The organism is Corynebacterium suranareeae, assembly GCF_002355155.1.
In the GTDB taxonomy this organism is placed as follows: domain Bacteria; phylum Actinomycetota; class Actinomycetes; order Mycobacteriales; family Mycobacteriaceae; genus Corynebacterium; species Corynebacterium suranareeae.
The window spans coordinates 2,474,124-2,498,110 of sequence record NZ_AP017369.1 but is presented as its reverse complement, the minus strand read 5'-3'; the positions used below and the strand labels follow the sequence as shown (position 1 = coordinate 2,498,110).

The window sequence follows — 23,987 nt, the reverse complement described above, 5'->3', positions numbered from 1 at the left end:
CTAAGGAACTATATGTAGGTGTGGGTAGCCTAAGTTATGCTTTTGTTAGCGTGCAGACTTCCAGAAAAATCTGCAAGCATTTTATTTTGGCGCTTTGTGATGACTGGGATAACACCACGGTTGCATGAAGCTAGCTTACAAAAGGACAAACCATGACAAGTTCAATTCTGAACAACAACGATGTTGAAAACCTCTCCCTTTCGGAGGAGCTGCGCACCCACACCGCGCAGGCTCATGAAGACGCCGAGCATTCAACATTTATGAATGACCTGCTCACCGGAAAGCTGAATGCGCAGGCTTTTATTAAGTTGCAGGAACAATCTTGGTTGTTCTACACCGCTTTGGAAGCTGCTGCCCGTGCGTGCTCTGAGGATTCTCGTGCTGCGAGCTTGTTTGATCCTCGCCTAGAGCGCAAGGAAACTTTGGAAGCCGATCTGGATAAATTGCACGAGGGCGCGAATTGGCGTGAAGGCGTTGTCGCTACCGAAGCTACTGCTTCATACGTTGAGCGTTTGGAAGAAATTGGAGCAGCTAAGGATTTCCCACGCCTTGTTGCTCATCACTATGTTCGTTACCTCGGTGATCTTTCAGGTGGCCAAGTTATTGCGCGCATGGTCAACCGTGAGTACGGGGTGGAAGATGATGCGTTGAGCTTCTACCGTTTTGAGGATCTGGGCAAGTTGAAGCCATACAAGGACAACTACCGCACTGCACTTGATGCACTTGAACTAACCTCGGTAGAGCGTTCGGCATTGCTGGATGAGGCTTCTGATGCCTTCCGCTTTAACCAGCTTGTTTTTGAGGCACTAGCTTAAATCGTAGTGAAGTCTGGGCAAAGAGTCGGGGAGTTCCCTGATCTTTGCCCTTAAGTGGTTTACGGGCTTTGAAATGGGACGTAGTGTCGGAAGTAGATCATTTAAGGCACCACCTCCCAAGTAAGGAAGTCCACCATGGCAATCAAATTGTCTATCGATTTATCAGATGCAACATTCGCGGAACTCTCAGCGGTCATCGGCTACGCACATCAGTTGGGCGTTGACCCAGATGAGAAACTCAACTTTGAAGGCAGTGTCATCAACATCGAATTTGATGGTGACCTTCATTTTGATGATGTGTTTGATGCTTTTGATGAGGCCGAAATTGAGCTCGATGAACCACGAGGTTCTCGCGCAGAAGGCCCCATCTACGCAGACGATCTTATCGATGATGACAGCACTGAAGATTACCGGTCACGGTCAAAGAGTCAGATCAATGATGAGGTGATTAATGATATCCGTGACGGAGTTACAGGCTTCGTTGAAGATGTTATGAATGGCCTTGGCCAGGTTGGACGCCAGTACGGTGATTTTAGACCTCGAGGTTCTCGTGGCCGCAATGATGGACCTTTTGGTCCCTTTGGACCATTTGGATCAGGGCCTCGCGGACCACGATTTTAAAGGTTACGGTCGGGTTTTTGCGTCGACAAGCAATTTAGGCGCGTCGGCGCTGCAGATTTAGGCAGACCGCAAGCCCGATCATTCCCGCCAACCACGCAGCGGCGAGACCAAGCCACGCCACCTGGAAATTTGACCAGGTATAGGCGTGGCCGTCGGCATTTAAATCAAGCAGGAAACCGATGAGCTGCGTGGCCAACATGGCGCACAGATAAGCGCCCATATTGGCCATGCCCGTGCCAGCGACCATGATGCGGCGATCAAGCTTTTCGCGGATGGTATCAAAACCGAAGTTCGCCACCGGGGAGCTGAACGAAATCAGAAACATTATGACGCTGACGAAAATGAGCGGGTTCGAAATCCGATCTGCGAACATGAACAAAACAATCCATAAAGCTGCCTGAATCAGTGGTGTTATAAATCCAATCAGACCACGTCGCGGCCCTAAACGCGATGATACGATTCCTGAAAGCGGGCCGGTAATGACCGTGGCGAGGGCAAAAATGGTCAGCACTGTGCTTACTTCTGCGCTACTCATCTCCAGCCCAAGCGTCAACGTTGGCGTGCCCCACAGCAGCAAAAACACCATCACCGGCCCCATGCTCACCCAGTGATTAAATACACCCTGCCAGCAATATAAGCTTGTGAGCACAGATTTAAGCCGAAAAGCAATGCTTATCGACGCCTCCCCACGCTTGACCGGCTCACCGCCGGTCGGGGAGTCACGCACGAAAACGGCTGCGGCTATCGCCACGATGATTCCCGCGGCACCAAGCGACATGAATGAAATAGTCCACCCGGCGGTGTTGAGCATGTGTAAAAACGGCACTGCGGAGAAAAACTGCCCAATAAACCCAAAAGCTCCCGTGAGTTGTTGCAGCACAGGAGTCCATGAAAGTGGGAACCAGTTGGGTAGGATCCGCATGACAGACAAAAATGCGGAAGAGTCGCCGACACCGATTAGTACTCGGGCAAAAATGGCAATGATATAAGAATCGCTAAAACCTAAGATAAGTTGCCCTGCAGCGAGAATTAACGCCCCTGCTAAAAGTAGTTTGCGTGCGCCAAACCTATCAACCAGCATGCCCATGGGAATTTGAGCAAGGGCATATACACCGACCTGGACTGAGGTAAAAACAGCCAACCTGGAGGCGTCGATATCGAAACGGTCAATGGCATGAACCCCGGCGACGCCAAAAGATGTACGACCGGCGATCGCCACAATATATACGCACATTGCCGTTAGCCAGACAACAAGTGCCTTGCCAGAAACTTTTTCCACGCCCACAGGTTTTGTCCTGATCTTTATAAATCCTTGGTCGACCTAATCCGAGTAAGTAATCTACGGCCCGGTCCACCCTTGAGTCGGGCTACAACAAAGCCCATGACTCCGATTGCCCACGTGACAAGAATTGCGAGGAAGCCGAATCGGAAATCCCCCCAAGTATAGGTGTTACCATGCGCGCTGTGGTCCAGCAGGAAGCCCATCACCTGTGCCGCAACCATGGAGGACAAAAATCCACCCATGTTGGCAAGGCCAGTTCCAGCGGCCAAAATACGACGATCAAGCTGCTCACGCACAGTATCAAAACCGTAACCCGATGCAGCGGTGGTCAACCCCATGACAATATTGACCACGATAATAGCCATCATGCCGCGTGGCGCATCAGAACTTAAAAACACCATCCACACTGCTGCTTGAACAAAGGACAAAGCAACAGCTACAACATCACGCCTATAGCCAAGACGAGCTGAAATGATGCCAATGATCGGTGCTGAAATCACCATGCACACAGTATTGATACTCAGCACTAACCCTGCAGTTGCAGATGATAGCCCCATGCCCAGTGTCATCAGCGGGACACCCCACATCAGGGCAAAAACTGTTTGCCACACCATCAACACATAGTGAATAAAAAAGCCCTGCCACGGAATTGGGTTTTTCACGATCAGCTTCAAGCTCGCGCCCAAACTAGGCTTTTCATCATCGGTGTGGGTAGTGGTTGGTTTTTGTTGTGGATCAGGGCTATCGCGAACAGCCACCAATGCAGCGATAGCAAGCAGGCCAACAATGGAGCCCAAGCTGACAAAGGCAACAGTCCACCCCTGAGTACCGAGCAATGCCATGAAGGGGACAGCGGAGAGAAATTGACCCAATTGGCCTAAACACGTAGTCAGCTGCGTGAAAATTGGGGTGTGTTTAAGCGGGAACCAGAATGGCAAAATGCGCATCACCGATAAGAAGATGGATGCATCTCCAGCTCCGATGAATACTCGGGCGATGATGGCAATTGCGTAGCTGTCAGTGAAGCCTAAAATAAGCTGCCCTGCGCCCATTAATAAAGCACCGACGGCAAGAAGTTTCCGTGGGCCAAACTTATCAATCAAAATTCCCATCGGAATCTGAGAAAAAGCATAAACGCCAACCTGAACAGAGGTGAATACAGCAATGCGGGTGGCGTCTACCTGAAAGCGGTCAATGGCCTCCACTCCAGCCACACCAAAGCTGGTGCGGCTGGTAATGGCTGCCATATACACAAGACAGGCTGCTGCCCAAACTATAAGGGCGCGGGTAGTGACTTTCTCTCGTGGGTGCGGTCTTGGCGAAGGCCGTTGATCATTGTTCTTCACAGAGGAACAGGGTAGCCCTCTCACAGAGAAATAGGGGGACTTTGATTCCCAATCCGTGGGTAAATGTGATGTTTTAGATAAATAACAGCTCAGCGGGTAAAAATCACCCTTTACTTAAACTGCTCCCACGCAGTTGAAGTGAAGTCTTCTACATAGGGGTATAACCAGGGGCCGAGCAAAATTAATAACACCACAAGGGCAGCGCATCCGATCAAAACGTACAAATTCCATTTGGATACCGGCTCCGGATTAAGAATTTCAATAGCGGTGAGATTCTTGGAAGGTTTTAAGTCTTGGCCACGCTCGACCGTGTTGTGGGAGGGATAATCGGGAGCAGTCATAAAGGCACATCCTAAAACCATCAGTTGAAGTGATCAGAAACACTTTAAGGGATCGGGTGGGCGAAGTCACCTTTTTCAGTAATTTGGGACGGTGCGGGGGAGTATTGTGTCACCCCTTGGGATAGGGTTATAGCCGTGGACTACATTTCGACGCGTGATGCCAGCCGTACCCCTGCCCGCTTCAGCGATATTTTGCTTGGAGGGCTAGCACCAGACGGTGGCCTATACCTGCCTGCAACATACCCTCAACTAACTGACGATCAGCTAAGCGCATGGCGTGAAGTACTAGCCAATGAAGGCTACGCAGCGCTGGCAGCTGAAGTTATTTCACTGTTTGTTGATGACATCCCAGTAGAAGACATCAAGGCAATTACTGCCCGCGCATACACACACCCTAAGTTCAACAGCGAAGAAATCGTTCCTGTTACTGAATTAGAAGACAATATCTTCCTTGGACATCTGTCTGAGGGGCCGACCGCGGCGTTTAAAGATATGGCCATGCAGCTTTTGGGTGAACTCTTTGAATACGAGCTTCGCCGCCGTGATGAAACCATCAATATCCTGGGTGCAACTTCGGGTGATACCGGTTCATCCGCGGAATACGCGATGCGTGGACGCGAAGGAATCCGTGTTTTCATGCTCACCCCGGCAGGGCGAATGACCCCGTTCCAACAGGCACAGATGTTTGGTCTGGATGATCCAAATATCTTCAACATCGCGCTCGACGGTGTCTTTGATGACTGCCAAGATGTAGTAAAAGCCGTTTCTGCTGACGCGGAATTTAAGAAAGACAACCGTATCGGTGCCGTGAACTCGATTAACTGGGCACGCCTTATGGCTCAGGTTGTTTACTACGTATCTTCCTGGATTCGCACCACCACCAGCAACGATCAAAAGGTAAGCTTTTCTGTCCCAACCGGCAACTTCGGTGATATTTGTGCAGGCCACATCGCTCGCCAAATGGGTCTTCCCATTGATCGATTGATCGTTGCCACCAACGAAAACGATGTACTGGATGAATTCTTCCGTACTGGAGACTACCGCGTGCGTAGCTCAGCGGACACCCACGAGACCTCATCGCCATCAATGGATATTTCTCGTGCATCCAACTTTGAGCGCTTCGTGTTCGACCTGCTTGGCCGTGATGCAACTCGAGTCAACGATCTCTTTGGCACCCAGGTGCGCCAAGGTGGATTCTCCCTAGCTGATGATGCCGACTTTGAAAAAGCTGCCTCGGAATATGGTTTCGCATCAGGTCGATCCACTCATGCTGACCGCATTGAAACCATCGCAGATGTCCACTCACGCCTTGGTGTGCTGATCGATCCTCACACCGCTGATGGTGTGAAGGTGGCTCGTCAATGGCGCGATGAGATCGACACTCCCATTATCGTGTTGGAAACAGCGCTTCCCGTAAAATTTGCCGACACCATTGTTGAAGCTATTGGTAAGGCACCGGAAACACCAGAGCGTTTTGCAGCCATCATGGATGCTCCATTCAAAGTTTCTGATCTTCCAAATGATGCTGAAGCCGTGAAGCAATTCATTGTTGATGCGATTGCGAACACTGCAGTGAAGTAAGACCGCAAAGTAAAGGCCCGACTTTTTAAATGTTGAAAGGCGGGCCTTTGTCGATCATGATGTTCTGGCTTATCGCTTGTTTATTTGGTATGCGCTTGACCTTGAAAACCCGTTAAAAGCGCTTCTGGGGAGGTATGACTTTTAAGCTCTAGAGCAAGAATGAGTGTCTGACCAAACCAGGAGACCCAGAATCATTAAAAACTTAAATGTTGGGTCTGTGTGTTTGGTATTGAGTGCGATACACCTAACTAGGAGACCCACAATCTTCAAAAAACCGGATGTTGGGTCTCCTGGTTTGGTCTTATGCCGCCAAGGGCACGAACACCTAAATCCACACGGGGCAAACAGCCGCGTTTTGCTGGTGACTATGGGTGATCGTTCGATATGAGCTCACCATAGCTGTTGTGCCGGAGGGTGGCGTCGAAAAGCAATTTTATAGGTGCGGGAGGACTTCTTCTGCGATTTGGCTGAGCACTTCGCCAGCTGGGCGGCGTTGGATGTTGAAGATGACGTGGTCGATTCCAAGATTGCTGAGCCGGTGTAGGTGTTCGATGAGTTCTTGGCTTCCGATCTTGACGCCCAATGTGATTTCTTCGTGCGTGTTGTTCTCGGTGAGGTCTAAGCCCATAGAAGAAATAAGCAATGGGCGGGTGTTTCCACGGGCTTTATCCCACAGGTCGAGCCGACCAACTTGCGCTTCGGCGGGACGGTAATAGGTGGCCCAGCCATCGGCGTTACGGGCTATCCACTGAACTGTTTGACGGGCAGAACCCACAGCAATCATGGGGATCTGAGCTTCAGGCGGGGTGGTTGGAGCATAAGCCAAGCTGGCTCGTTCTGCGGGATCGGGCGATAAAGCGGCACGCAGCGTAGTCCATCCTGCTTGAATATCTGCGCGACGATCATCTAAGTTCTTGCCAAAAATCTCAAACTCTTCGGGTCGATCACCTGAACCAATCCCTAAAACGAATCGGCCCTTACTGAGGCGATCTAGGGTGAGGGCCGATTTGGCGACATGTAAAGGATGGCGAAGGGGCAGGACTGTTGCCGCAGTTCCAAGAGCAATGGTCGATGTTTCCGCTGCCATCGCACCAAGCATGAGAAAAGGATCGTCTAAATACGTAGCTTGTTTATTAGCCACGGTGAGACCTTGCGGCACAGCTAAAGGAACATCACGAACCCATACGCCACTAAAACCCAAAGCTTCAGCCTGAGCGGCTATTTCAATGCTGCGCTCGACAGGAACCATGTCGCTTCTACCCAATTCAGGGCCAATAGGAGTCATCAGCCCTAAGGTGATTTTAGGGGAGCGAAGCGCGTCAAATGCTTTATTAAAGACCATGAAACCTACCCTAACCGGTGACGGTTCATGTCTGGCTGATGCCTGTCCCATGCCTGGCGTACCCTTTAAGACATAACGATTAAAAGTGACAAGCGGAGAGGGTTAAAGCTGCATGGCGGTTCCAGAATTCATTGTGAAGTTGCGGGAAAAAATCGGCACGGATCCTTTGTGGCTGCCGGGAGTGACAGCTGTGATTATCCGTGATGTTCCTCCAGGTGCGCCCTTCCACGTGGTTCCAGATGTGTTGTTGGTCAAACGCGCTGATACGGGAGAGTGGACCCCTCCGACGGGAATTGTTGATCCAAATGAGCAACCCCACGTTGCTGCTGTGCGCGAGGTGAAGGAAGAAACCGGCTTGGACGTGCAGGTAGAGGCATTGCTGGGAGTGGGAGCGGTCGGGCCTGTTACTTGTGAAAACGGGGATGTGTCTAGCTACATGGATACCGCTGTGCGCTGTGTTGTCTCAGGAGAAACAGATGTGCCGGTGATTGGCGATGATGAAAACACAGAGGTAGCTTGGTTCCCCATTTCCAACATGCCGGTTACTAATCAACGTTTCCGCATGGTTATCGCTGATGCAGTTGCGCAACTAAAACACCCCCAAGGCTTCAAACCACGCATGGGATATGAGAAAAGGAACAAGCAATGAGCATCGAGTTTCCCTTAGGTAATCCAGCTCCCGCGCAGTGGTTTACCGGCATTGTCCATTTGGCCAAGCTGGATGACAACGTGCAGATCGAAACCGCCAACGTGTCTTTTGAAGCAGGTGGGCACACCAATTGGCACACCCACCCAGTCGGGCAGAACATCATTGTGCTTTCTGGCCTTGGCATTTACGAGGCAGAAGGCGAGCCAGCTCAGCTGCTGGAGCCAGGCGATGTTGTGTTCGCTGCCGCTGGAGTACGTCACTGGCACGGTGCTGTCGCAGATGCGCCCATGACGCACGTAGTGGTCAATCTCAAGGGCATCGACGGCGAGACCGTCGATTGGGAAGAACCCGTTGACCCGGAGCACTACCGTAGCGTGAGTGCGACGCTGCAGGCTTAAATAGCTTTTCGACGCCACCCTCGATCTCATTTAGTGAATCGCGGGTGGTTTTTCTTGCGTAAAAGCCCGGGGCGTGGATGACTAGATGCGATATGACTGGGGTAGTTGGCAAATACCGACCTGTACGACCAAATCCATAGCGTGATCTAAATTCTTTGGTCGCCAGGACAATTTTGTTCGTCTGGATAATGGCATTTAAGACCAAGAATGTCTTTTACCTGAGCTGTTTTGGTTGCCAGGTGAAGTTGGGTGCAAGGCCTGAGAACAGAGCGCAAAACAATGGCCTTACAGAATCGCCTTTACGGCTTTCGTGGAGGCTACTTGATACAAATACTCATTCCCAAAATTCAGCCGCTTAAACAGCCCATAAACGTGAGTACCATGCTGCCAGGATTAAATTGCTTTTCGACGCCACCCTCGATCCTGTTCAGTGATCCGAGGGTGGTTTTTGCTCTTCAAAAGAAAACAGTACCCCCGTTATGTTTGGTTTAGATTATTGTTTTCGGGTTTCAAATATGAGCAAACCCTCACATCTCACCTGATCAGGGGTGATTTCCGGGGCTGATATGTAGTGATTCTTGCCCCTTGCTTAGCTAATTGGGAAATTACCCCCTAAAATGATCTATACCGCAGAAAATAATTTAAGTGATTTAAACCACAAGTTTCTAGGTTTGAAACAGTTTCGGAAGGAGAAGGAAAATGGGTTTACGCATTCGCCCGAACGAGATGAAGGTCTGGGAGACATTCACCCTCGAACGTCAGCTGGAAGTAATAATCAACGCAGATCACCTTCTCCTTTTCCGAGGTGAACCACACGGAACAATTTCACTTTCAGACGTTGTCGCTTCAGAGCTAATTGGCATTTAACAAACTTTTAAAAGCGCCGGTCCCCGCACTAGAAAAATGGGGGAGCGGCGCTTTTGTGTGTCGAAAATGCCGATTAGCGAGTGCAGACTTGAGCAATCGGTATCGTGATAACTAGCCCTCGCAAACGCGATTGAGCTGATTGGGTGCAAAATTGCCAATGCCCCTCAGTTCAAAAGAACCAAGGGGCACTGCTTAGTAGATCAGCTGCAAGATTTAGCAGTCGAAGTACATTTCAAATTCCTGCGGGGTTGGGCGCAGACGAACTGGAGTGATCTCATTGTCGTACTTGTACTGGATGTATGCCTCGATGAGATCTTCGGTAAAGACATCGGACTCGGTGAGGAAGTCAGTGTCTTCAGCAAGTGCCTTGAGGGATGCTTCCAGGGAGGTAGGCGCCTGTGGGATGGATGCTGCTTCCTCTGGAGGAAGTTCGTAGAGGTCCTTGTCCACTGGAGCGTGTGGCTCGATGCGGTTCTTGATGCCGTCGAGGCCAGCCATCATCATGGCAGCGAAGCCCAAGTATGGGTTGCCTGATGGGTCTGGAGCGCGGAATTCGATGCGCTTTGCCTTCGGGTTGGATCCGGTGATTGGGATACGAACAGCAGCAGAACGGTTGCGCTGTGAGTACACCAAGTTGATTGGAGCCTCGAAGCCAGGAACCAAGCGGTGGTAGGAGTTGAGGGTTGCGTTGGTGAACGCCAATACTGCGCCTGCGTGGTGCAGGATGCCGCCGATGTAGTAACGAGCGATGTCAGATAGACCAGCGTAGCCGGACTCGTCGTGGAACAGTGGCTTGCCGTCCTTCCAGAGGGACTGGTGGGCGTGCATACCGGAACCGTTGTCGCCAGCCAAAGGCTTAGGCATGAAGGTTGCAGCCTTACCGTGGAGGCGAGCGGTGTTCTTGATGATGTACTTGAAGGTCTGGATATCATCTGCCGCGTGAAGCATGGTGTTGAAGCGGTAGTTGATTTCTTGCTGTCCGCCACCGACTTCGTGGTGGAAGCGCTCAAGGTCGAAACCTGCACTAGCCAGGTTGCGCACCATATCATCGCGAACGTCAACGGTCTGATCGTATGGTGCTACTGGGAAGTAACCACCCTTAACACGGTTCTTTGCACCCAAGTTTGGGGTTCCATCGAGGTTGGTTTCGTTGCCACGGTTCCACCAGCCCTCTTCGGTGTCAACGTGGTAGAAACCAGCGTTCATTTCGGTGGAGTAGCGGACGGAATCAAAGAGGTAGAACTCTGCTTCAGCGCCGAAGTTGCAGGTGTCTGCAATGCCGGTGGAGGCCAAGTACTGTTCTGCCTTGCGGGCCACGTTGCGTGGGTCGCGGGAGAAAGCCTCGCGGGTGAAAGGGTCGTGGACAAAGAACTTAATGTTCAAAGTCTTTGCCTTGCGGAATGGGTCAAGGGTGGCGGTCCCGAGGTCTGGCAGGAGATTCATGTCAGATTCGTCGATGGTGGTAAATCCGCGGATCGAGGATCCGTCGAATGCTAGACCTTCTTCGATGGCATCTTCGTCGAAGCTTGCAGCGGGGATGCTGAAGTGCTGCTCGATGCCGGGAAGATCGGTGAATCGAACGTCTACGAACTCGACGTTTTCATCTTTGATGAACTTGACAATTTCTTCCGGGGTTTTAAACGCCACGGTGACTCCTCATTGACATGGGCGGAACGGTGTATTTGTAGCTTTGTTCACAATTGCTGACCTTTGAAGATCAAGTAGTAGACTTGGCTGCAAATGTAGTCCTTGCGACGTTGTCAGTATAAAGCATTACCTGTCGATCTATCAAAACTTTTTTGAAAAATAGTTATTGAGCAGCAATGCATTAAGATCTTAAAGGTAGGAAATAGCGCTTTGCGACGTCGAAAAGCAAAAGCCTTAAGACTGCACTATCCGCCCCTCTACATGTTTGGATTTGATTGTAAAAATGGCAAAGCCGAAGAGAAGTTGGCTTGACGGACCGGAAATTCCAGCAGATTTTGATGATCCTGATGCACCAGGCAGGTGGCCAGGCGAAAAAATCGGCCTCCCCAAAGAAGGGGCGGGATCTCTAGCATCAGTTGCTCGCCGAATCGGCGGAGTGTGCGTCGACTGGATTGTGTCCTGGGTTATTGCCATCGTGCTGTCAAACTTCACGGATGCGCTTGGTGATGTTGCAACAAGCACACTGATTATCTTCGTGATTCTTGGTTGGCTCACCGGCTGGATCTTTGCGCGTACGCCTGGACATGCAGTACTCGGCATGGGGCTAGCCCGCATCGATGCTGAAGAACGCGTGGGATGGTGGCGTGCACTCATTAGGCCACTGTTAACCATTTTGATTCTTCCTGCTGTGATGGTGGACGCTGATGGACGCGGATTGCACGATAAAGCAACAGGAACTGCCGTTATTCGAGGTTAAGAACCATTTAAAAAGCGCCGATCGATTATCGATTCGGCGCTTAAATTTTTTCTAAGGTGAGAAGCCACGGTGAGCTCGGCATTGATCACGCGGTGGCCGCTTTAAGAACCAATAATCCCTGAGACAAGGATCAACACATTGAGGACGATCCACAGTCCTGGGACAACGGCAAACAGCTTGAAATTATCACGACACACCGCGATGAATTCCCGGATAAAAGCACTCGGTACGTAATAAAACGCGGTGCGGCCACCACGGACAGTGGCATCTATCCCTAAATCGCGGGTGAGCAACGCTGTCCGAAATACGTGATAGTCACTCGTTGCTACAAGCACATTGGACTTTTCTTCAATGAGCTTCATGCTGAAAAGTAGGTTTTCTTTGGTGGTGGTGGCGCGGTCTTCAACAATGATGCGCTTTGGGGGAATTCCATATTCTTCTAAATAGCGTGCCATAGCCACGCCTTCCGCCAAGTCCTCATCACTGCCTTTGCCTCCTGACGGTATGAGCATGGCATGATCACCAGCTAGTTCGATGGCCTTATTTAGACGAGCAGCGAGCAGCGGTGGAACAGTAGACCCAATGACTCCAGAACCAAGAATAATCACGTAGTCAGCCGTTTTGCGTGGTGGAATAGAGCGGTAAACCCACGCAGAACAAAGAAACACAAGGAAAATACCACCGAGGTATAGCGCAAGTCCCACCCCAGTCAATGTGACAGCATTAATTCCAGCGGCCGGAACATGTGCGACTCCTAAAAGCACAGGCAACAATGGGGCAAGTAACATCACCACACCGAACAAGAGGGACAGTAGATTTCCACCCGTTCGGGATTCCCGGCGCACCATAAGCACCCCATTACTGAGCAAGAACAATGTCAGTAGGGGATAACCCAACAGCGGAATAGCTAGCAGCGTAATCAGAATCAGTTGTGGAAGATTTCCAGCCCAAGAAAATTCTGCTGCCCACACTAGGAGCGATAAGAATGTGAAAAATGCGCCTAAGAGCACGAACGCCATCGAATAGAGTCGACGGGGTTCTTTAATCACAGCAAAAATACCGCCGGCGAGGATGAGTAAAGAAAATCCAAAGAAAAAGTACAGGGGCTGAACTAGCACAGCTATAAAACTAAGCGCTACTTTTCAGCCTGGTGAGCTTATGAGTTGAATGCTGACACGAACATTTAAATCAGTAGGAACAGAAGCGTCTGTGCAGCCAAAATTTTTGCAATCATGGCCAATGGATAGACCGATGTATAGCCCATGGCAGGTAACTCATTGCGGGAAGAATCTGAAACATAGCTCAATACGGCAGGGTGGGTTTGGGCGCCAGCGAGAATGCCGGCAGTTTCCCCGAATGGAATCTTCATCAGCTTGTGTCCGATAAACAGCACACTGGTAGAGATAAAGAGTGTGATTAATGCGCCAAAACCGATGATGGTTAGCGATTGGGGATCACTAATAGCTGAGCGGAAACCAGCACCAGCAGAGGTACCAATTGCAGCGAGAAACAGTGCAATGCCTAGTTGGCGTAGCGCTAAGTTGGCACCGTAGGGAATCTGCCACACAAACTTGCCGGTGCGACTGACCATGCCCAGTAAAAGGGCCACAACCAGGGGACCACCGGCGTTACCTAATTTCAGCGAACTTCCACCTGGTAGCGGAAATTCCACCATGCCCACCAACACTCCCAGCATGAGACCAGCAGCAAGCGGCAAAAGATTGAAGTCCGAAAGCTTTTTGTAGGAATCTCCCAAGATCCGGGTTGCTTGACCAATTTTTTCAGCAGGTGCAACAACGCGGACTCTGTCACCAAGCTGCAAAGTCATCTCCGGAGATGCCACCAAGTCTGTATCACCGCGCCTGATTCGGGTAATGAGCATGTCTTTAAACAACGGCTGAAGCTTGGAGAGGGGAGTGCCCACCACTTCAGGGTTGGATACAAAAATCCGTCGGTAATCAAGCTCGACATCGCTGTAGGGATCGCCATCAATTAATTCTCCAATTGCAGCTTCTGCACGAGTGAGTTCTTCATCAACACCCACCACAGTAAGCACATCGCCGACCTTAGCGTGCTCACCATAAAGTGGAATGAATTGTTCTCCTTCACGTTCAACGCGGGAGACAATCACATGCAGGTCAAGCAGGAGAGGAATGTTCTCCAATGCAGGAAGGTCAGCGTTGGTTACTCGAATTCTTTTGCCTTTAAGCTCTTGGACAGCAACGCCAGCTGCTTCAGCTTCCTTACCGTGATCAACTTTGAAGATAGCGCTGAAGATAGCGATGGAGACGATAACGATGAGCACACCCAGGGGGTACGCCAGGGAGTAGGCGACGACAGGCAGCTCGGCGATGATGTGTAGCTGGCCGGTGTCGTCGATAAGCGAAGGCAGCGCGTCGACAACCGCAGCCATGGCTGGGGTGTTGGTGAGTGCACCGGTGAGCATGCCGGCGCCGGAGGCGGCATCGATGTTAAAAACGGAGATCAGCGCCCAGGCGAGCACTGTGGTGGCGATAATTGCACCTAAAGCTAGCGCATTATTGCGCAAACCTGTGGTTTTCATTGATGTGAAAAATCCAGGGCCTGCTTCAAGTCCAATGGTGTAGACAAACAGCGACAGCCCAACAACGTACAACAGCGCCGGGACTGAAATATCAGGCTCAATGGTAGATAGTGCTAGACCAACAAATAAAACCGCTGCGACGCCAAGATGGAATCCGAAGATTTTGATCCGACCTATCAGTAGGCCGAGAGTCATGATGACAACCAACGCAAGTAACTGATTTTCTACAAGTAGGCTCACCACTTAATAGTCTCATGAAGCTAGCTTCTTCTCTGAGGAAAATAATGTGGAACTGAGCACGTCAAAACTCTTGCAGAGGATCTAGCGCAATCAGTTTCAGTCACGCATAAAAAATCGCACACCACCTTCTAATGATGGAGTGCGATTATTTAAAAACTTCGGCGCTGACGCGAAAGCAGTGAACCTTAAGTAAGTGTCTTAAGCTTCGCCCTTACGTTCTGCCTGACGGCGCGCACGACGGTTCATGCCCGACATGCTGGCACCCTTAGGCAAAGGACCCTTAGGAAGCGAACCGCCAGGAGCATTACCGACGTTATCCATTGCCTCAATACGAGCAGCTAGGGAAGCAACCTCATTTTTCCGGTAGTTGCGAGGAAGCTTAACCAGCTCACGCTGAAGCTTCGCGATAGGGGTTTGGCCTTCCCCATTACCCGTGATGATTTCATGAACCGGGACGCCAGGAGCCACACGGTTTAGGCGCTTCTTCTGCTGAGCAAGCATGGGCTTCAGGCGATGCGGAGAACCCTCACCAACCAAGACAACACCCGGCAAACCAATAACGCGGTGTACAGCATCCATCTGAGTGGTTACTGCAACAGCGGTTTTGGTACGCCAGGTCATACCAACACCAGAACGAAGGTTTTCCACAGCCCAACCAGCTGCACCTTGCTGACCTTCAGCTCGCTTGTACACATCGCGTTCAACACGACGGGTGAAAATAAACATTGCGGCAACAACACCTGCAGCAATGCCGATTGGAAGCATCCACCACTGGCCACCCCAGATTAGACCCAGGAGGAACAACACCAGTGGGATACCGAGAACAGCAAGCAACATCAGCGGAATAAGAGCCTTATCCTGCTTGCGTTGCATATTAAAGACTTGCCACATCTGTGAGCGAGTCTGCTTGCGCTGCGCCTTCTTAGCTGCTTTTACCTGCTTCTTGGCGGTCTTATCCGCCTGCTTCTTCGCGTCTGCCATGTATTCAACAATAGGCGATTGTGAGGTAACCGCGAAAATGAGCGTGCTTTTCGACGAAAACCGCCACATTCAGTGGCTGAATGCGGCGGTTAAGATCGACGTTGGCTTAGTTGAAAGCCACCACAGGGGTGTCTTTGGAAGCGCCATAACGCTCGAGAAGTGAAGAAGCTTCCTGCGCTGTAGAGCCACCAGAAGTGTCCTTCAAGTGAGCCAAGTGAGCTGGGATTTCCTCGCCACGGAACTCCATGGCCTGAGCGTACAAGCGACCTGCACGGTAAGAGGAGCGAACCAACGGGCCAGACATAACTGCTGCAAAGCCCATCTCCTTGGCTGCATCAGCGTGCTCGAGGAACTCCTCAGGCTTCACCCAACGCTCGATGGGGTGGAACAAAGGTCCAGGACGCAGGTACTGAGTAATGGTGATGATGTCACAGCCAGCATCATGCAGATCCTGCAGTGCTTCGGTGATTTCTTCCTTGGTTTCACCCATGCCCAAAATTAGGTTGGACTTGGTGACCAATCCGAAATCACGAGCCTGGCGAATCACATCAAGCGAACGCTCATAGCGGAATGCTGGGCGGATGCGCTTAAAAATGCGCGGCACGGTTTCCACGTTGTGGGCAAAAACTTCAGGGCGGGATTCAAAAACTTCCTGCAGCAAATCCTTCTTGCCAGAGAAATCAGGAACAAGGTTTTCTACACCAGTATTTGGGTTAAGCTCGTGAATTTTACGAACCACCTCGGCGTACAACCAAGCGCCTTCATCATCTAGATCATCACGGGTCACGCCAGTGATGGTGGAGTAATTCAGCTGCATTTCACGAACAGACTCCGCGACACGCAGTGGCTCGCCACGGTCAAGAGGCTCAGGGCGGGCAGAGTTAATCATGCAGAAATCACAGCGACGGGAACAGTTCGCTCCACCGATGAGGAAGGTGGCCTCACGGGATTCCCAACACTCATGAATATTGGGGCAACCAGCTTCCTGGCACACAGTGTGCAAAGAAGCACCAGCAACACGTTCCTTCATGTCCTGATATTCAGGTCCGTTTTTGACCTGGTTTCTAATCCATCGAGGCTTAGTCTCAATCGGGGTCTCCGAATTTCGAGCCTCGACTCTTAGCAGTCGTCGTCCTTCAGGTGCGATAGTCACAAATGCAACCTTACATCTTTCAATTTAGTGAGCTTTTATCGGGAAAACATTTTGGCTTTTCGACGCACCACGGCTGTCTACTTTGCCACCTTCATTGCCGTCGATTCTGCCAGCGGCTCTACTGTGGTTCAACGAGGAGGCCCACCGGCAAAATTCCGTGCACTACCCCCGTTTAGGGAGAATCTTCGTTGGATCTGGTGCGCTGCCGAATGAATGGTCAGAAACAATGAGCCGACCAGCCAAAGCGTCATCCAACGCTTGGATAGATGGGTCAATTAATTCCTCGACTGAAACATCTCGTTGCAGTTCACGCGACAATGTCGTTAAACCAGCATCAGCAATACCGCACGGAACAATATGTTCGTAGAAATCAAGAGTGTTATTGCAGTTTATTGCCACGCCATGCATAGCCACACCGCGAGTAATGCGAATTCCAATCGCGGCAACTTTGCTATCAACCCAACCATCATGAGCAGGCACCCACACACCAGAACGACCATCGATACGCCCGGCTCCTGCAACACCCATATCACCAACTACCTGGATGAGTGCTTCTTCGAGGCGTCGTACGTAATCCACCACGTCGATGGGAGCGGCCAATTTGATGATTGGGTAAATAACCAACTGTCCGGGCCCGTGCCACGTGATACGCCCGCCACGGTCAGCCTTAATTACCGGTAGGCCATTGGTGGGGAGATCTTCAGGCTGAGTGCGCTTACCTGCGGTATAGACCGAAGGATGCTCCAGAATAAGCAACTGATCAGGTATTTCATTATTAGCCCGGCGTGTGGCCAACTCTGCTTGGTAGTCCCAAGCCTCTTGATAATCGATCAAACCCAAACGCTGAATTTCGATAGGTTCTGAAGAATCGCGGATGGAAAGATCTGCGGGGAAGAAAGGATCTCGTGGTGCAGTCATGATAAATATCCACCCTAGCCCTAAAGCTGTTGATAAGTCACACACTGCTGGCATGAGATGACAAAACCGCTGCTCCTTCATGATGAAGGAACAGCGGTTTTGATTATCTAATCTTTAAAACAATCCTAGAGCTCTAGGTCGCCTTCAAAGTTAGCGGTCTCAAGACGATCCTTGATGGTGGTCAAGAAGCGACCAGCATCAGCGCCGTCTACAACCTGGTGGTCGTAGGTCAGTGGCAAGAAGACCATCTGACGGATTGCAATGGAATCAATGCCATCCTCAGTGATAACAACTGGACGCTTAACAATAGCGCCGGTGCCCAAGATTCCAGCCTGTGGTGGAACCAAAATTGGGGTATCAGATAGCGCACCTTCAGAACCAATGTTGGTAATGGTGAAAGTGCCACCAGACAGATCGCTTGGCTTCAGCTTGTTGTTGCGTGAACGATCAGCCAGGTCGACAATCGCCTTCGCGATCTCAGGTAGGGAAAGATCCTGAGCGTCGTGGATGACAGGAGTCAACAGGCCAGCTGGGGTGTCCACAGCAATGGAGACGTTGACGGAGGAGTGGTAGGTCATCTCCTTTGTCTTAGCGTTGTAAGACGCATTGACGTTTGGATGAGAAACCAAAGCCTCAACAACTGCCTTGACGAAGAATGGCAGGTAGGTCAGGTTCACGCCGTGCTTTTCGATGAACGCAGGCTTGTTCTTCTTACGCAGCTCCGCGACACGGGTCATATCAACCTCGTGCAGCTGGGTGAGTTGAGCAGAAATCTGCAGAGCTTCAACAGTCTTCTTCGCGGTGATCTCACGAATACGGTTGACCTTCTGAGTGGTGCCGCGCAGCTTGGCCTTTTCTGGATCAACAGACTTGGTGGATGCAGCAGAAACAGGTGCAGCAGACTGAGCTGGTGCGGTCTCACCGTTAGCTGCAGCCAACACATCTTGCTTGCGGATACGTCCGCCGATGCCGGTGCCTGAAACGGTGTTCAAATCAACGCCGTGCTTTTCTGCGAGCTTACGAACCAGTGGGGTTACGTAAGGAACGTTATCGCCCGAAGCGGATGCAGCTGCTGGAGCTGGCTCCTTCTTTGGCTCCGCCTTCGCTGGAGCTGCTTCCTTCTTTGGCTCTTCCTTGGCAGGTTCAGCTGCTGGAGCTTCCTGCTTTGCAGGTGCTTCTTGTGCAGGAGCCTCTTCCTTAGCAGGTGCTTCTTCTGCTTCTGGGGCTGCGTTAGCATCACCGATGCGCGCGATGACTGCGCCGACGTCGACGGTGTCGTCTTCGTCTGCGAGGATCTCCACGATGGTGCCTGCTACAGGGGATGGGATTTCGGTGTCGACCTTGTCGGTGGAAACCTCAAGAAGTGGTTCGTCAACCTCAACGGTGTCGCCGACTGCCTTGAGCCACTGGGTAATGGTGCCTTCGGTGACGGACTCACCGAGTTCTGGCATTTCTACATCGGTTGCTGCTCCGCTTGATGCTGGAGCTGCTTCCTTCTTTGGCTCTTCCTTGGCAGGTGCTTCTTCTGCAGGAGCCTCTTCCTTAGCAGGTGCTTCTTCTGCTTCTGGGGCTGCGTTAGCATCACCGATGCGCGCGATGACTGCGCCGACGTCGACGGTGTCGTCTTCGTCTGCGAGGATCTCCACGATGGTGCCTGCTACAGGGGATGGGATTTCGGTGTCGACCTTGTCGGTGGAAACCTCAAGAAGTGGTTCGTCAACCTCAACGGTGTCGCCGACTGCCTTGAGCCACTGGGTAATGGTGCCTTCGGTGACGGACTCACCGAGTTCTGGCATTTCTACATCGGTTGCTGCTCCGCTTGATGCTGGAGCTGCTTCCTTCTTTGGCTCTTCCTTGGCAGGTGCTTCTTCTGCAGGAGCCTCTTCCTTAGCAGGGGTATCGCTGGAAGGAGATTCATCAGCATCGCCGATAATTGCAATGACACCACCGACGTCAACGGTGTCATCTTCTTCGGCTTTGATTTCTAGAATGACACCAGCGACAGGAGAAGGAATCTCAGTGTCGACCTTGTCAGTTGAGACCTCGAGCAACGGCTCATCAACCTCAACGGTGTCACCAACAGACTTCAACCACTGGGTGATCGTGCCTTCGGTTACTGATTCGCCCAGCTCGGGCATCTCTACGGAGAACGCCATTATTTTAAGACTCCTCGCAAGTCGTGTCGTTAAAACGGAAACTAATACCCCAAAGGATACCGATTCAGTTTGTGATGTGTGGTGTTCGGGTCATATCAAGCTAAACAGTTGCCCCCTACAATGGGCTTGTGTTCAATTTATTTGGTCGTAAAACTCCTCGCTCAAACCTGCGCCCACCACGTGGTCCGGGAGATACTGTGCGCCCGCACGACTTAGAATTTTTGATGCAATGGGCACGCGAAAAGCCATTCGTAGAGGCGTTTGTTGAACCAGAAACGCTGGTCAATGAAATGTCAGTAGTTTTGGTCGACGCTCATGGAGTTTTCGTCCGCCGAAGGATTGGCGGTCCTAAAGGCATTGACGTAATTGCCAAAAAGCTAGGCGTCCCGGTTTACGATGTCGAAGAAACCGGTTACCCCCAAAGAATGCGAGAACGCATTGAATATGAACGCATATTGAGAAAACGTGAAGAACAAAAAGCTCGCCGCGCAAAGTTTGAACGCGGCGAGAATCCTGATCTTTAGCTAGAAGTTAGCTTTCAGAAAGGTCTTTCACAACCTGAATGAACGTGCGCACTGGCTGTCCGGTAGCGCGCTTGGGGGTGTACCCGAATTCACCAGCAGTATTGAACGCTGGGCCGGCGATATCCACGTGGGCCCATTCAATGTTTTCACCGACAAATTCCTGCAGGTAGCGACCTGCAGCTGACATGCCAGCAAAACGGGAATTGGTGACATTGCGCAGGTCAGCGACAGGAGACTTGACTTGTTCATCGAGCTCTTCGGGAAGTGGCATAGCCCAAGCTTGCTCACCTACTTCACGACCAGTCTTCGCGACAGCATCACGGAACTCATCAGTGCCCATCACTCCAGAGGTACGCAAGCCTAAGGCGACTAATTGAGCACCAGTGAGGGTAGCTGCGTCGATAAGGTAATCGGGGTTATTTTCAGATGCATAAGCGATAGCATCGGCAAGGATGAGTCGGCCCTCGGCATCGGTGTTTAAGATTTCGGACGTGATTCCGCCGTAGTGAGTGATGACGTCACCCGGACGGAAAGCATCACCAGACGGCATATTCTCCGCCATTGGCAAGAATGCCGAGACATTGATGGGAAGGTTTAAACGAGCCGCTGCGATGATTGTGGCCAACACGGATGCTGAACCGCCCATATCGGAAATCATGTTTTCCATGCTTGCACCCGGCTTGATAGAAATTCCACCAGTATCAAAGGTGATTCCCTTGCCTACGAGTGCAATGGACTTTTTAGCTTTGCGAGGGGCCCAATCAATGCGCAGCAGCCGAGGTTTACGGGAAGAACCATTTCCTACGGCAAGAATGCCGCCGAATCCTTCATCTTCTAGCTGCTTTTCATCCAAGATGGTGGTCTTCAAACCGTGCTTAGATGCCTCGTTGGCAGCCATCACGGAGTATGACTCAGGGTAGAGGTGTGATGAAGGAGTGTTGACGAAATCTCGAGCAAGAAGAACTGACTCTACGATGATCTGAGCTTCGACGAAGGTATCTTTATCGTCTTTGCTGGTGCTGATAAACGTAATTGTGGTGGCTTTGTCTTCTTTGTCTTCGTTTTCTTTGCGCAGACCTTCAAAGGAATAGGAACCAAGACCAAAGCCAGTAACGGCTGCAGCAAGTCCCAAATCGCCGATGGTGGTAGCAATGTTTTTAAAACCGTTGAGGGAGCGGGCGGCAGTGCCGGTAGCTCGCCGGAGGGTTTCGTCGTCAAGCAAATCGGCCTTACCCAAGCCAACCGCAATGACCGGTGCGGCGCCGGTTCCTGGAATCCTGGTTACGGTATTGGCCTTTGCCTTCGCGCCGACAGCCTCCAACTGAGTCAGGATGTCTGCTTGCTGCTCGGTGCTGAAAATGAAATCAAGAATCTCGCCACCTGCAAGCTCAATGGCATCTTCGCCTTCAAAAATCGGAACGATAATGGCATCAATCTTTTTTGGAAGCTTCTTATCAAGCTTGAGCTCAGCCACGGATCCACGAACTGGAAGTGTTGCATCCTTGGAAACTTTGGTGGGGGCTGTTGTGCTGTAAGCATTTTTTGCCATTGAAAGCTGGATCCTTTCGTTAAAGGTGCGCCACCGCATTGATGGGCGGAGGTCGCAAAAATAGAAACTAACTTCTACCAAGCCTAGCCATTTCCCAAAAAGGTGAGACAAAAATGTTGCTTTGTCTCAATAAAATGGGGCTGACTACTGTATCTGTCATCTAGCAGGTGTACCTTGAAATCCATGACGTCATTAGAGTTCACAGTAACCCATACCGAAAATCCGACGTCACCTGATCGTCTGAAAGAAATTCTTGCCGCACCGAAGTTCGGTAAGTTCTTCACCGACCACATGGTGACCATCGACTGGACTGAGGCGGAAGGTTGGCACAACGCCCAATTAGTGCCATATGCTCCGATTCCTATGGATCCTGCCACGACCGTGTTGCACTACGGACAGGCAATTTTTGAGGGAATCAAGGCCTACCGCCATGCGGATGGCTCCATCAAGACATTCCGTCCTGATGAAAACGCCGAGCGTATGCAGCGTTCTGCAGCTCGAATGGCAATGCCTGAATTACCGACCGAAGATTTCATTAAAGCTATAGAACTGCTGGTAGACGTGGATCAAGATTGGGTCCCTGAATACGGTGGTGAAGCTTCTTTGTATCTGCGCCCATTTATGATCTCTACTGAAGTTGGTCTGGGTGTTAGCCCAGCGGATGCATACAAATTCCTTGTTATTGCATCGCCAGTAGGAGCGTACTTTACTGGTGGAATCAAGCCCGTATCGGTGTGGCTCAGCGAAGACTACGTTCGTGCTGCTCCTGGAGGAACTGGTGCCGCGAAGTTCGCTGGTAACTACGCTGCTTCTTTGCTTGCCCAAGCTCAGGCAGCTGAAAAGGGATGCGATCAGGTTGTGTGGCTTGATGCAATCGAGCACAAGTACATCGAAGAAATGGGTGGAATGAACCTCGGATTCATCTACCGCAATGGCGATCAGGTCAAACTAGTTACCCCTGAACTTTCCGGCTCTTTGCTACCAGGTGTTACCCGTAAATCCTTGCTTCAAGTAGCCAAAGATTTAGGCTATGAGGTTGAAGAGCGCAGGATCACCACAACTGAGTGGGAAGAGGACGCAAAGTCTGGAGCGATGGCTGAAGCATTTGCGTGCGGTACCGCAGCCGTAATTACTCCAGTTGGCACCGTGAAGTCTGCACACGGCAGCTTCGAAGTAAACAACAACGAAGTTGGTGAGATCACGATGAAGCTTCGTGAGACCCTCACTGGAATTCAACAAGGAAACGTTGAAGACCAAAACGGATGGCTTCACCCACTAGTTGGTTAATAGAACTGATTAGTAAACCCCGTTGCGCTCACTTTTGGGTGATTGCAACGGGGTTTTCTTATGGGTTTTTATTGCGCTTGCTGCTGGTTTGTCGGTCGGGGGTGGCTTCAGGGGTGGGGGATGTCCATAGCTAGTGGCATGCTGGTTCGTGCATCAAATCACATCTGTTTAAAGGAGAATTCAGTGGCTGAAAACGGGCAAAAAGTTGCAGTTGTAACTGGTGGATCAAGTGGAATCGGAGCAGCTTCAGCCCGCGCATTAGCAGCGGATGGTTGGAAAGTTATCGTTGCAGCACGTCGTTTAGAGCGTCTACAAGCATTAGCCCAAGAGATCGGAGGCACCGCAGTTGCGTTGGATGTAACCGACCAGGAATCAGTCGATGCCCTGGCAGCTACCGTCGGAGAAGTAGACCTTTTGGTTAACAACGCCGGAGGTGCAAAGGGACTAGACAGCATTAAGGATGCCAATATTGATGATTGGACCTGGATGTATGAAACCAACGTGCTGGGTACTTTGCGGGTAACCAAGGCGCTAATGGACGGCCTTATCGCACGCGACGGTCATGTGATCAACATCGGCTCGATCGCAGGTGAAAATCCTTATGTCGGTGGCGCTGGATACAACGCAGCCAAGTTTGGTGTCGCAGCATTCAACCGCGTTCTGCGCCTAGAAACCCACCAACAGACCCTCCGTGTGTCTGAAATCGACCCCGGTCGCGTTGCCACTGAGGAATTCTCGCTCGTTCGTTTTGGTGGAGATAAGAAGCGTGCAGAAGCAGTCTACGATGACGTGCTGAACCTGACTGCAGAAGATATCGCTGAATCCGTGCGCTGGGTAGCCAGCCTGCCAAAGCACATGAACATCGACCGCATGCGAATCACACCACGGGATCAGGTTTAGGTTGATAGCGGCTGAGTAATCGGAATAACCGAATAGCCGGAATCACTGGCATTACTAGGTGAAAAGGTAC

General features: G+C 51.1%; 22 protein-coding genes. 10 read left to right on the top strand and 12 right to left on the bottom strand.

What is annotated here, in order from left to right; all coding sequences use genetic code 11:
- The first annotated feature begins 152 nt into the window (after positions 1-152).
- Together N24_RS11545 and N24_RS11540 are read left to right on the top strand one after the other, a co-directional pair.
- Positions 153-815: a biliverdin-producing heme oxygenase gene (locus N24_RS11545; protein WP_096457175.1), complete on the top strand. Its 663-nt coding sequence runs from the start codon at positions 153-155 to the stop codon at positions 813-815.
- A 135-nt stretch (positions 816-950) separates the two neighbouring features.
- The gene (locus N24_RS11540) at positions 951-1,436 is read left to right on the top strand and encodes a hypothetical protein (protein WP_096457172.1); all 486 of its coding nucleotides are present in this window, start codon (positions 951-953) and stop codon (positions 1,434-1,436) included.
- Between the two features lie 34 nt (positions 1,437-1,470).
- On the opposite strand, the gene N24_RS11535 is transcribed toward N24_RS11540, so the two are convergent.
- The 3 genes from N24_RS11535 to N24_RS11525 form a co-directional block, all read right to left on the bottom strand.
- Positions 1,471-2,715 carry an MFS transporter gene (locus tag N24_RS11535; protein ID WP_231910998.1) on the bottom strand — a complete coding sequence of 415 codons (1,245 nt, stop codon included), beginning with the start codon at positions 2,713-2,715 and terminating at the stop codon, positions 1,471-1,473.
- A gap of 23 nt (positions 2,716-2,738) precedes the next feature.
- Complete coding sequence (locus tag N24_RS11530) at positions 2,739-4,064, bottom strand: MFS transporter (protein WP_096457166.1); 1,326 nt, start codon at positions 4,062-4,064, stop codon at positions 2,739-2,741.
- 110 nt (positions 4,065-4,174) lie between these two features.
- Positions 4,175-4,405 (bottom strand): hypothetical protein, encoded by a 231-nt coding sequence (locus N24_RS11525; RefSeq protein WP_096457163.1) that lies wholly within the window; start codon positions 4,403-4,405, stop codon positions 4,175-4,177.
- Positions 4,406-4,540: 135 nt separating this feature from the next.
- On the opposite strand from N24_RS11525, the gene thrC reads away from it, so the two are divergent.
- Positions 4,541-5,986, top strand: a complete 1,446-nt coding sequence (gene thrC / locus N24_RS11520) for a threonine synthase (RefSeq protein ID WP_096457160.1) — start codon at positions 4,541-4,543, stop codon at positions 5,984-5,986.
- A 433-nt stretch (positions 5,987-6,419) separates the two neighbouring features.
- Here the strand turns inward: thrC and N24_RS11515 are convergent, their stop codons facing one another.
- The gene (locus N24_RS11515) at positions 6,420-7,328 is read right to left on the bottom strand and encodes a TIGR03571 family LLM class oxidoreductase (protein WP_096457157.1); all 909 of its coding nucleotides are present in this window, start codon (positions 7,326-7,328) and stop codon (positions 6,420-6,422) included.
- 112 nt (positions 7,329-7,440) lie between these two features.
- Here N24_RS11515 and N24_RS11510 point away from each other — a divergent pair, with 112 nt between their 5' ends.
- The 3 genes from N24_RS11510 to N24_RS11500 all read left to right on the top strand — a co-directional run bounded on the left by N24_RS11510 (position 7,441) and on the right by N24_RS11500 (position 9,242).
- On the top strand, positions 7,441-7,977 hold the full coding sequence (locus tag N24_RS11510) for an NUDIX hydrolase (protein ID WP_096457154.1): 537 nt from the start codon (positions 7,441-7,443) through the stop codon (positions 7,975-7,977).
- Positions 7,974-8,375, top strand: a complete 402-nt coding sequence (locus tag N24_RS11505) for a cupin domain-containing protein (RefSeq protein WP_096457151.1) — start codon at positions 7,974-7,976, stop codon at positions 8,373-8,375. Before N24_RS11510 ends, N24_RS11505 begins: the two co-directional genes overlap by 4 nt.
- Before the next feature lie 699 nt (positions 8,376-9,074).
- A complete protein-coding gene (locus N24_RS11500; RefSeq protein WP_059289581.1) occupies positions 9,075-9,242 on the top strand; it encodes a hypothetical protein in 168 nt (55 codons plus the stop codon).
- A 213-nt stretch (positions 9,243-9,455) separates the two neighbouring features.
- On the opposite strand, the gene glnA is transcribed toward N24_RS11500, so the two are convergent.
- Positions 9,456-10,889, bottom strand: a complete 1,434-nt coding sequence (gene glnA / locus N24_RS11495) for a type I glutamate--ammonia ligase (protein WP_096457148.1) — start codon at positions 10,887-10,889, stop codon at positions 9,456-9,458.
- A 283-nt stretch (positions 10,890-11,172) separates the two neighbouring features.
- Between glnA and N24_RS11490 the strand changes: the two genes are divergently transcribed.
- Entirely contained in the window at positions 11,173-11,646 is a 474-nt protein-coding gene (locus N24_RS11490; RefSeq protein WP_167382097.1) for an RDD family protein, read from the top strand.
- Between the two features lie 101 nt (positions 11,647-11,747).
- Here the strand turns inward: N24_RS11490 and N24_RS11485 are convergent, their stop codons facing one another.
- The 6 genes from N24_RS11485 to sucB all read right to left on the bottom strand — a co-directional run bounded on the left by N24_RS11485 (position 11,748) and on the right by sucB (position 19,657).
- Positions 11,748-12,764 carry a YdcF family protein gene (locus tag N24_RS11485; protein WP_096457142.1) on the bottom strand — a complete coding sequence of 339 codons (1,017 nt, stop codon included), beginning with the start codon at positions 12,762-12,764 and terminating at the stop codon, positions 11,748-11,750.
- Positions 12,765-12,829: 65 nt separating this feature from the next.
- Positions 12,830-14,449 carry an aspartate:alanine exchanger family transporter gene (locus tag N24_RS11480; RefSeq protein ID WP_096460131.1) on the bottom strand — a complete coding sequence of 540 codons (1,620 nt, stop codon included), beginning with the start codon at positions 14,447-14,449 and terminating at the stop codon, positions 12,830-12,832.
- 198 nt (positions 14,450-14,647) lie between these two features.
- Positions 14,648-15,430, bottom strand: a complete 783-nt coding sequence (locus N24_RS11475; protein WP_096460128.1) for a DUF4191 domain-containing protein — start codon at positions 15,428-15,430, stop codon at positions 14,648-14,650.
- Between the two features lie 106 nt (positions 15,431-15,536).
- Entirely contained in the window at positions 15,537-16,583 is a 1,047-nt protein-coding gene (gene lipA, locus N24_RS11470) for a lipoyl synthase (RefSeq protein ID WP_096457139.1), read from the bottom strand.
- A 162-nt stretch (positions 16,584-16,745) separates the two neighbouring features.
- Positions 16,746-17,501, bottom strand: a complete 756-nt coding sequence (gene lipB, locus N24_RS11465; protein ID WP_096457136.1) for a lipoyl(octanoyl) transferase LipB — start codon at positions 17,499-17,501, stop codon at positions 16,746-16,748.
- A gap of 125 nt (positions 17,502-17,626) precedes the next feature.
- Entirely contained in the window at positions 17,627-19,657 is a 2,031-nt protein-coding gene (sucB, locus tag N24_RS11460) for a 2-oxoglutarate dehydrogenase, E2 component, dihydrolipoamide succinyltransferase (protein ID WP_096457133.1), read from the bottom strand.
- 128 nt (positions 19,658-19,785) lie between these two features.
- Here sucB and N24_RS11455 point away from each other — a divergent pair, with 128 nt between their 5' ends.
- Positions 19,786-20,181, top strand: coding sequence for an oxidoreductase (locus N24_RS11455; protein ID WP_096457130.1), 396 nt, complete (start codon positions 19,786-19,788; stop codon positions 20,179-20,181).
- A gap of 7 nt (positions 20,182-20,188) precedes the next feature.
- On the opposite strand, the gene N24_RS11450 is transcribed toward N24_RS11455, so the two are convergent.
- Positions 20,189-21,730, bottom strand: coding sequence for a leucyl aminopeptidase (locus tag N24_RS11450; RefSeq protein ID WP_096457128.1), 1,542 nt, complete (start codon positions 21,728-21,730; stop codon positions 20,189-20,191).
- 183 nt (positions 21,731-21,913) lie between these two features.
- Between N24_RS11450 and N24_RS11445 the strand changes: the two genes are divergently transcribed.
- Positions 21,914-23,017, top strand: a complete 1,104-nt coding sequence (locus N24_RS11445; protein WP_096457123.1) for a branched-chain amino acid aminotransferase — start codon at positions 21,914-21,916, stop codon at positions 23,015-23,017.
- A gap of 138 nt (positions 23,018-23,155) precedes the next feature.
- Positions 23,156-23,917 carry an SDR family NAD(P)-dependent oxidoreductase gene (locus N24_RS11440; RefSeq protein WP_096460125.1) on the top strand — a complete coding sequence of 254 codons (762 nt, stop codon included), beginning with the start codon at positions 23,156-23,158 and terminating at the stop codon, positions 23,915-23,917.
- The last annotated feature ends 70 nt before the right edge of the window (positions 23,918-23,987 follow it).

What these genes read in the sequence shown, in the direction of transcription:
- N24_RS11445 (WP_096457123.1), top strand. Translation starts at nt 21,914, where the DNA reads ATGACGTCATTAGAGTTCACAGTAACCCATACCGAAAATCCGACGTCA.
- N24_RS11475 (WP_096460128.1), bottom strand. Translation starts at nt 15,430, where the DNA reads ATGGCAGACGCGAAGAAGCAGGCGGATAAGACCGCCAAGAAGCAGGTA.
- N24_RS11490 (WP_167382097.1), top strand. Translation starts at nt 11,173, where the DNA reads ATGGCAAAGCCGAAGAGAAGTTGGCTTGACGGACCGGAAATTCCAGCA.
- N24_RS11450 (WP_096457128.1), bottom strand. Translation starts at nt 21,730, where the DNA reads ATGGCAAAAAATGCTTACAGCACAACAGCCCCCACCAAAGTTTCCAAG.
- N24_RS11510 (WP_096457154.1), top strand. Translation starts at nt 7,441, where the DNA reads ATGGCGGTTCCAGAATTCATTGTGAAGTTGCGGGAAAAAATCGGCACG.
- lipB (WP_096457136.1), bottom strand. Translation starts at nt 17,501, where the DNA reads ATGACTGCACCACGAGATCCTTTCTTCCCCGCAGATCTTTCCATCCGC.
- N24_RS11515 (WP_096457157.1), bottom strand. Translation starts at nt 7,328, where the DNA reads ATGGTCTTTAATAAAGCATTTGACGCGCTTCGCTCCCCTAAAATCACC.
- N24_RS11540 (WP_096457172.1), top strand. Translation starts at nt 951, where the DNA reads ATGGCAATCAAATTGTCTATCGATTTATCAGATGCAACATTCGCGGAA.
- N24_RS11525 (WP_096457163.1), bottom strand. Translation starts at nt 4,405, where the DNA reads ATGACTGCTCCCGATTATCCCTCCCACAACACGGTCGAGCGTGGCCAA.
- N24_RS11440 (WP_096460125.1), top strand. Translation starts at nt 23,156, where the DNA reads ATGCTGGTTCGTGCATCAAATCACATCTGTTTAAAGGAGAATTCAGTG.
- N24_RS11505 (WP_096457151.1), top strand. Translation starts at nt 7,974, where the DNA reads ATGAGCATCGAGTTTCCCTTAGGTAATCCAGCTCCCGCGCAGTGGTTT.
- N24_RS11545 (WP_096457175.1), top strand. Translation starts at nt 153, where the DNA reads ATGACAAGTTCAATTCTGAACAACAACGATGTTGAAAACCTCTCCCTT.
- sucB (WP_096457133.1), bottom strand. Translation starts at nt 19,657, where the DNA reads ATGGCGTTCTCCGTAGAGATGCCCGAGCTGGGCGAATCAGTAACCGAA.
- N24_RS11500 (WP_059289581.1), top strand. Translation starts at nt 9,075, where the DNA reads ATGGGTTTACGCATTCGCCCGAACGAGATGAAGGTCTGGGAGACATTC.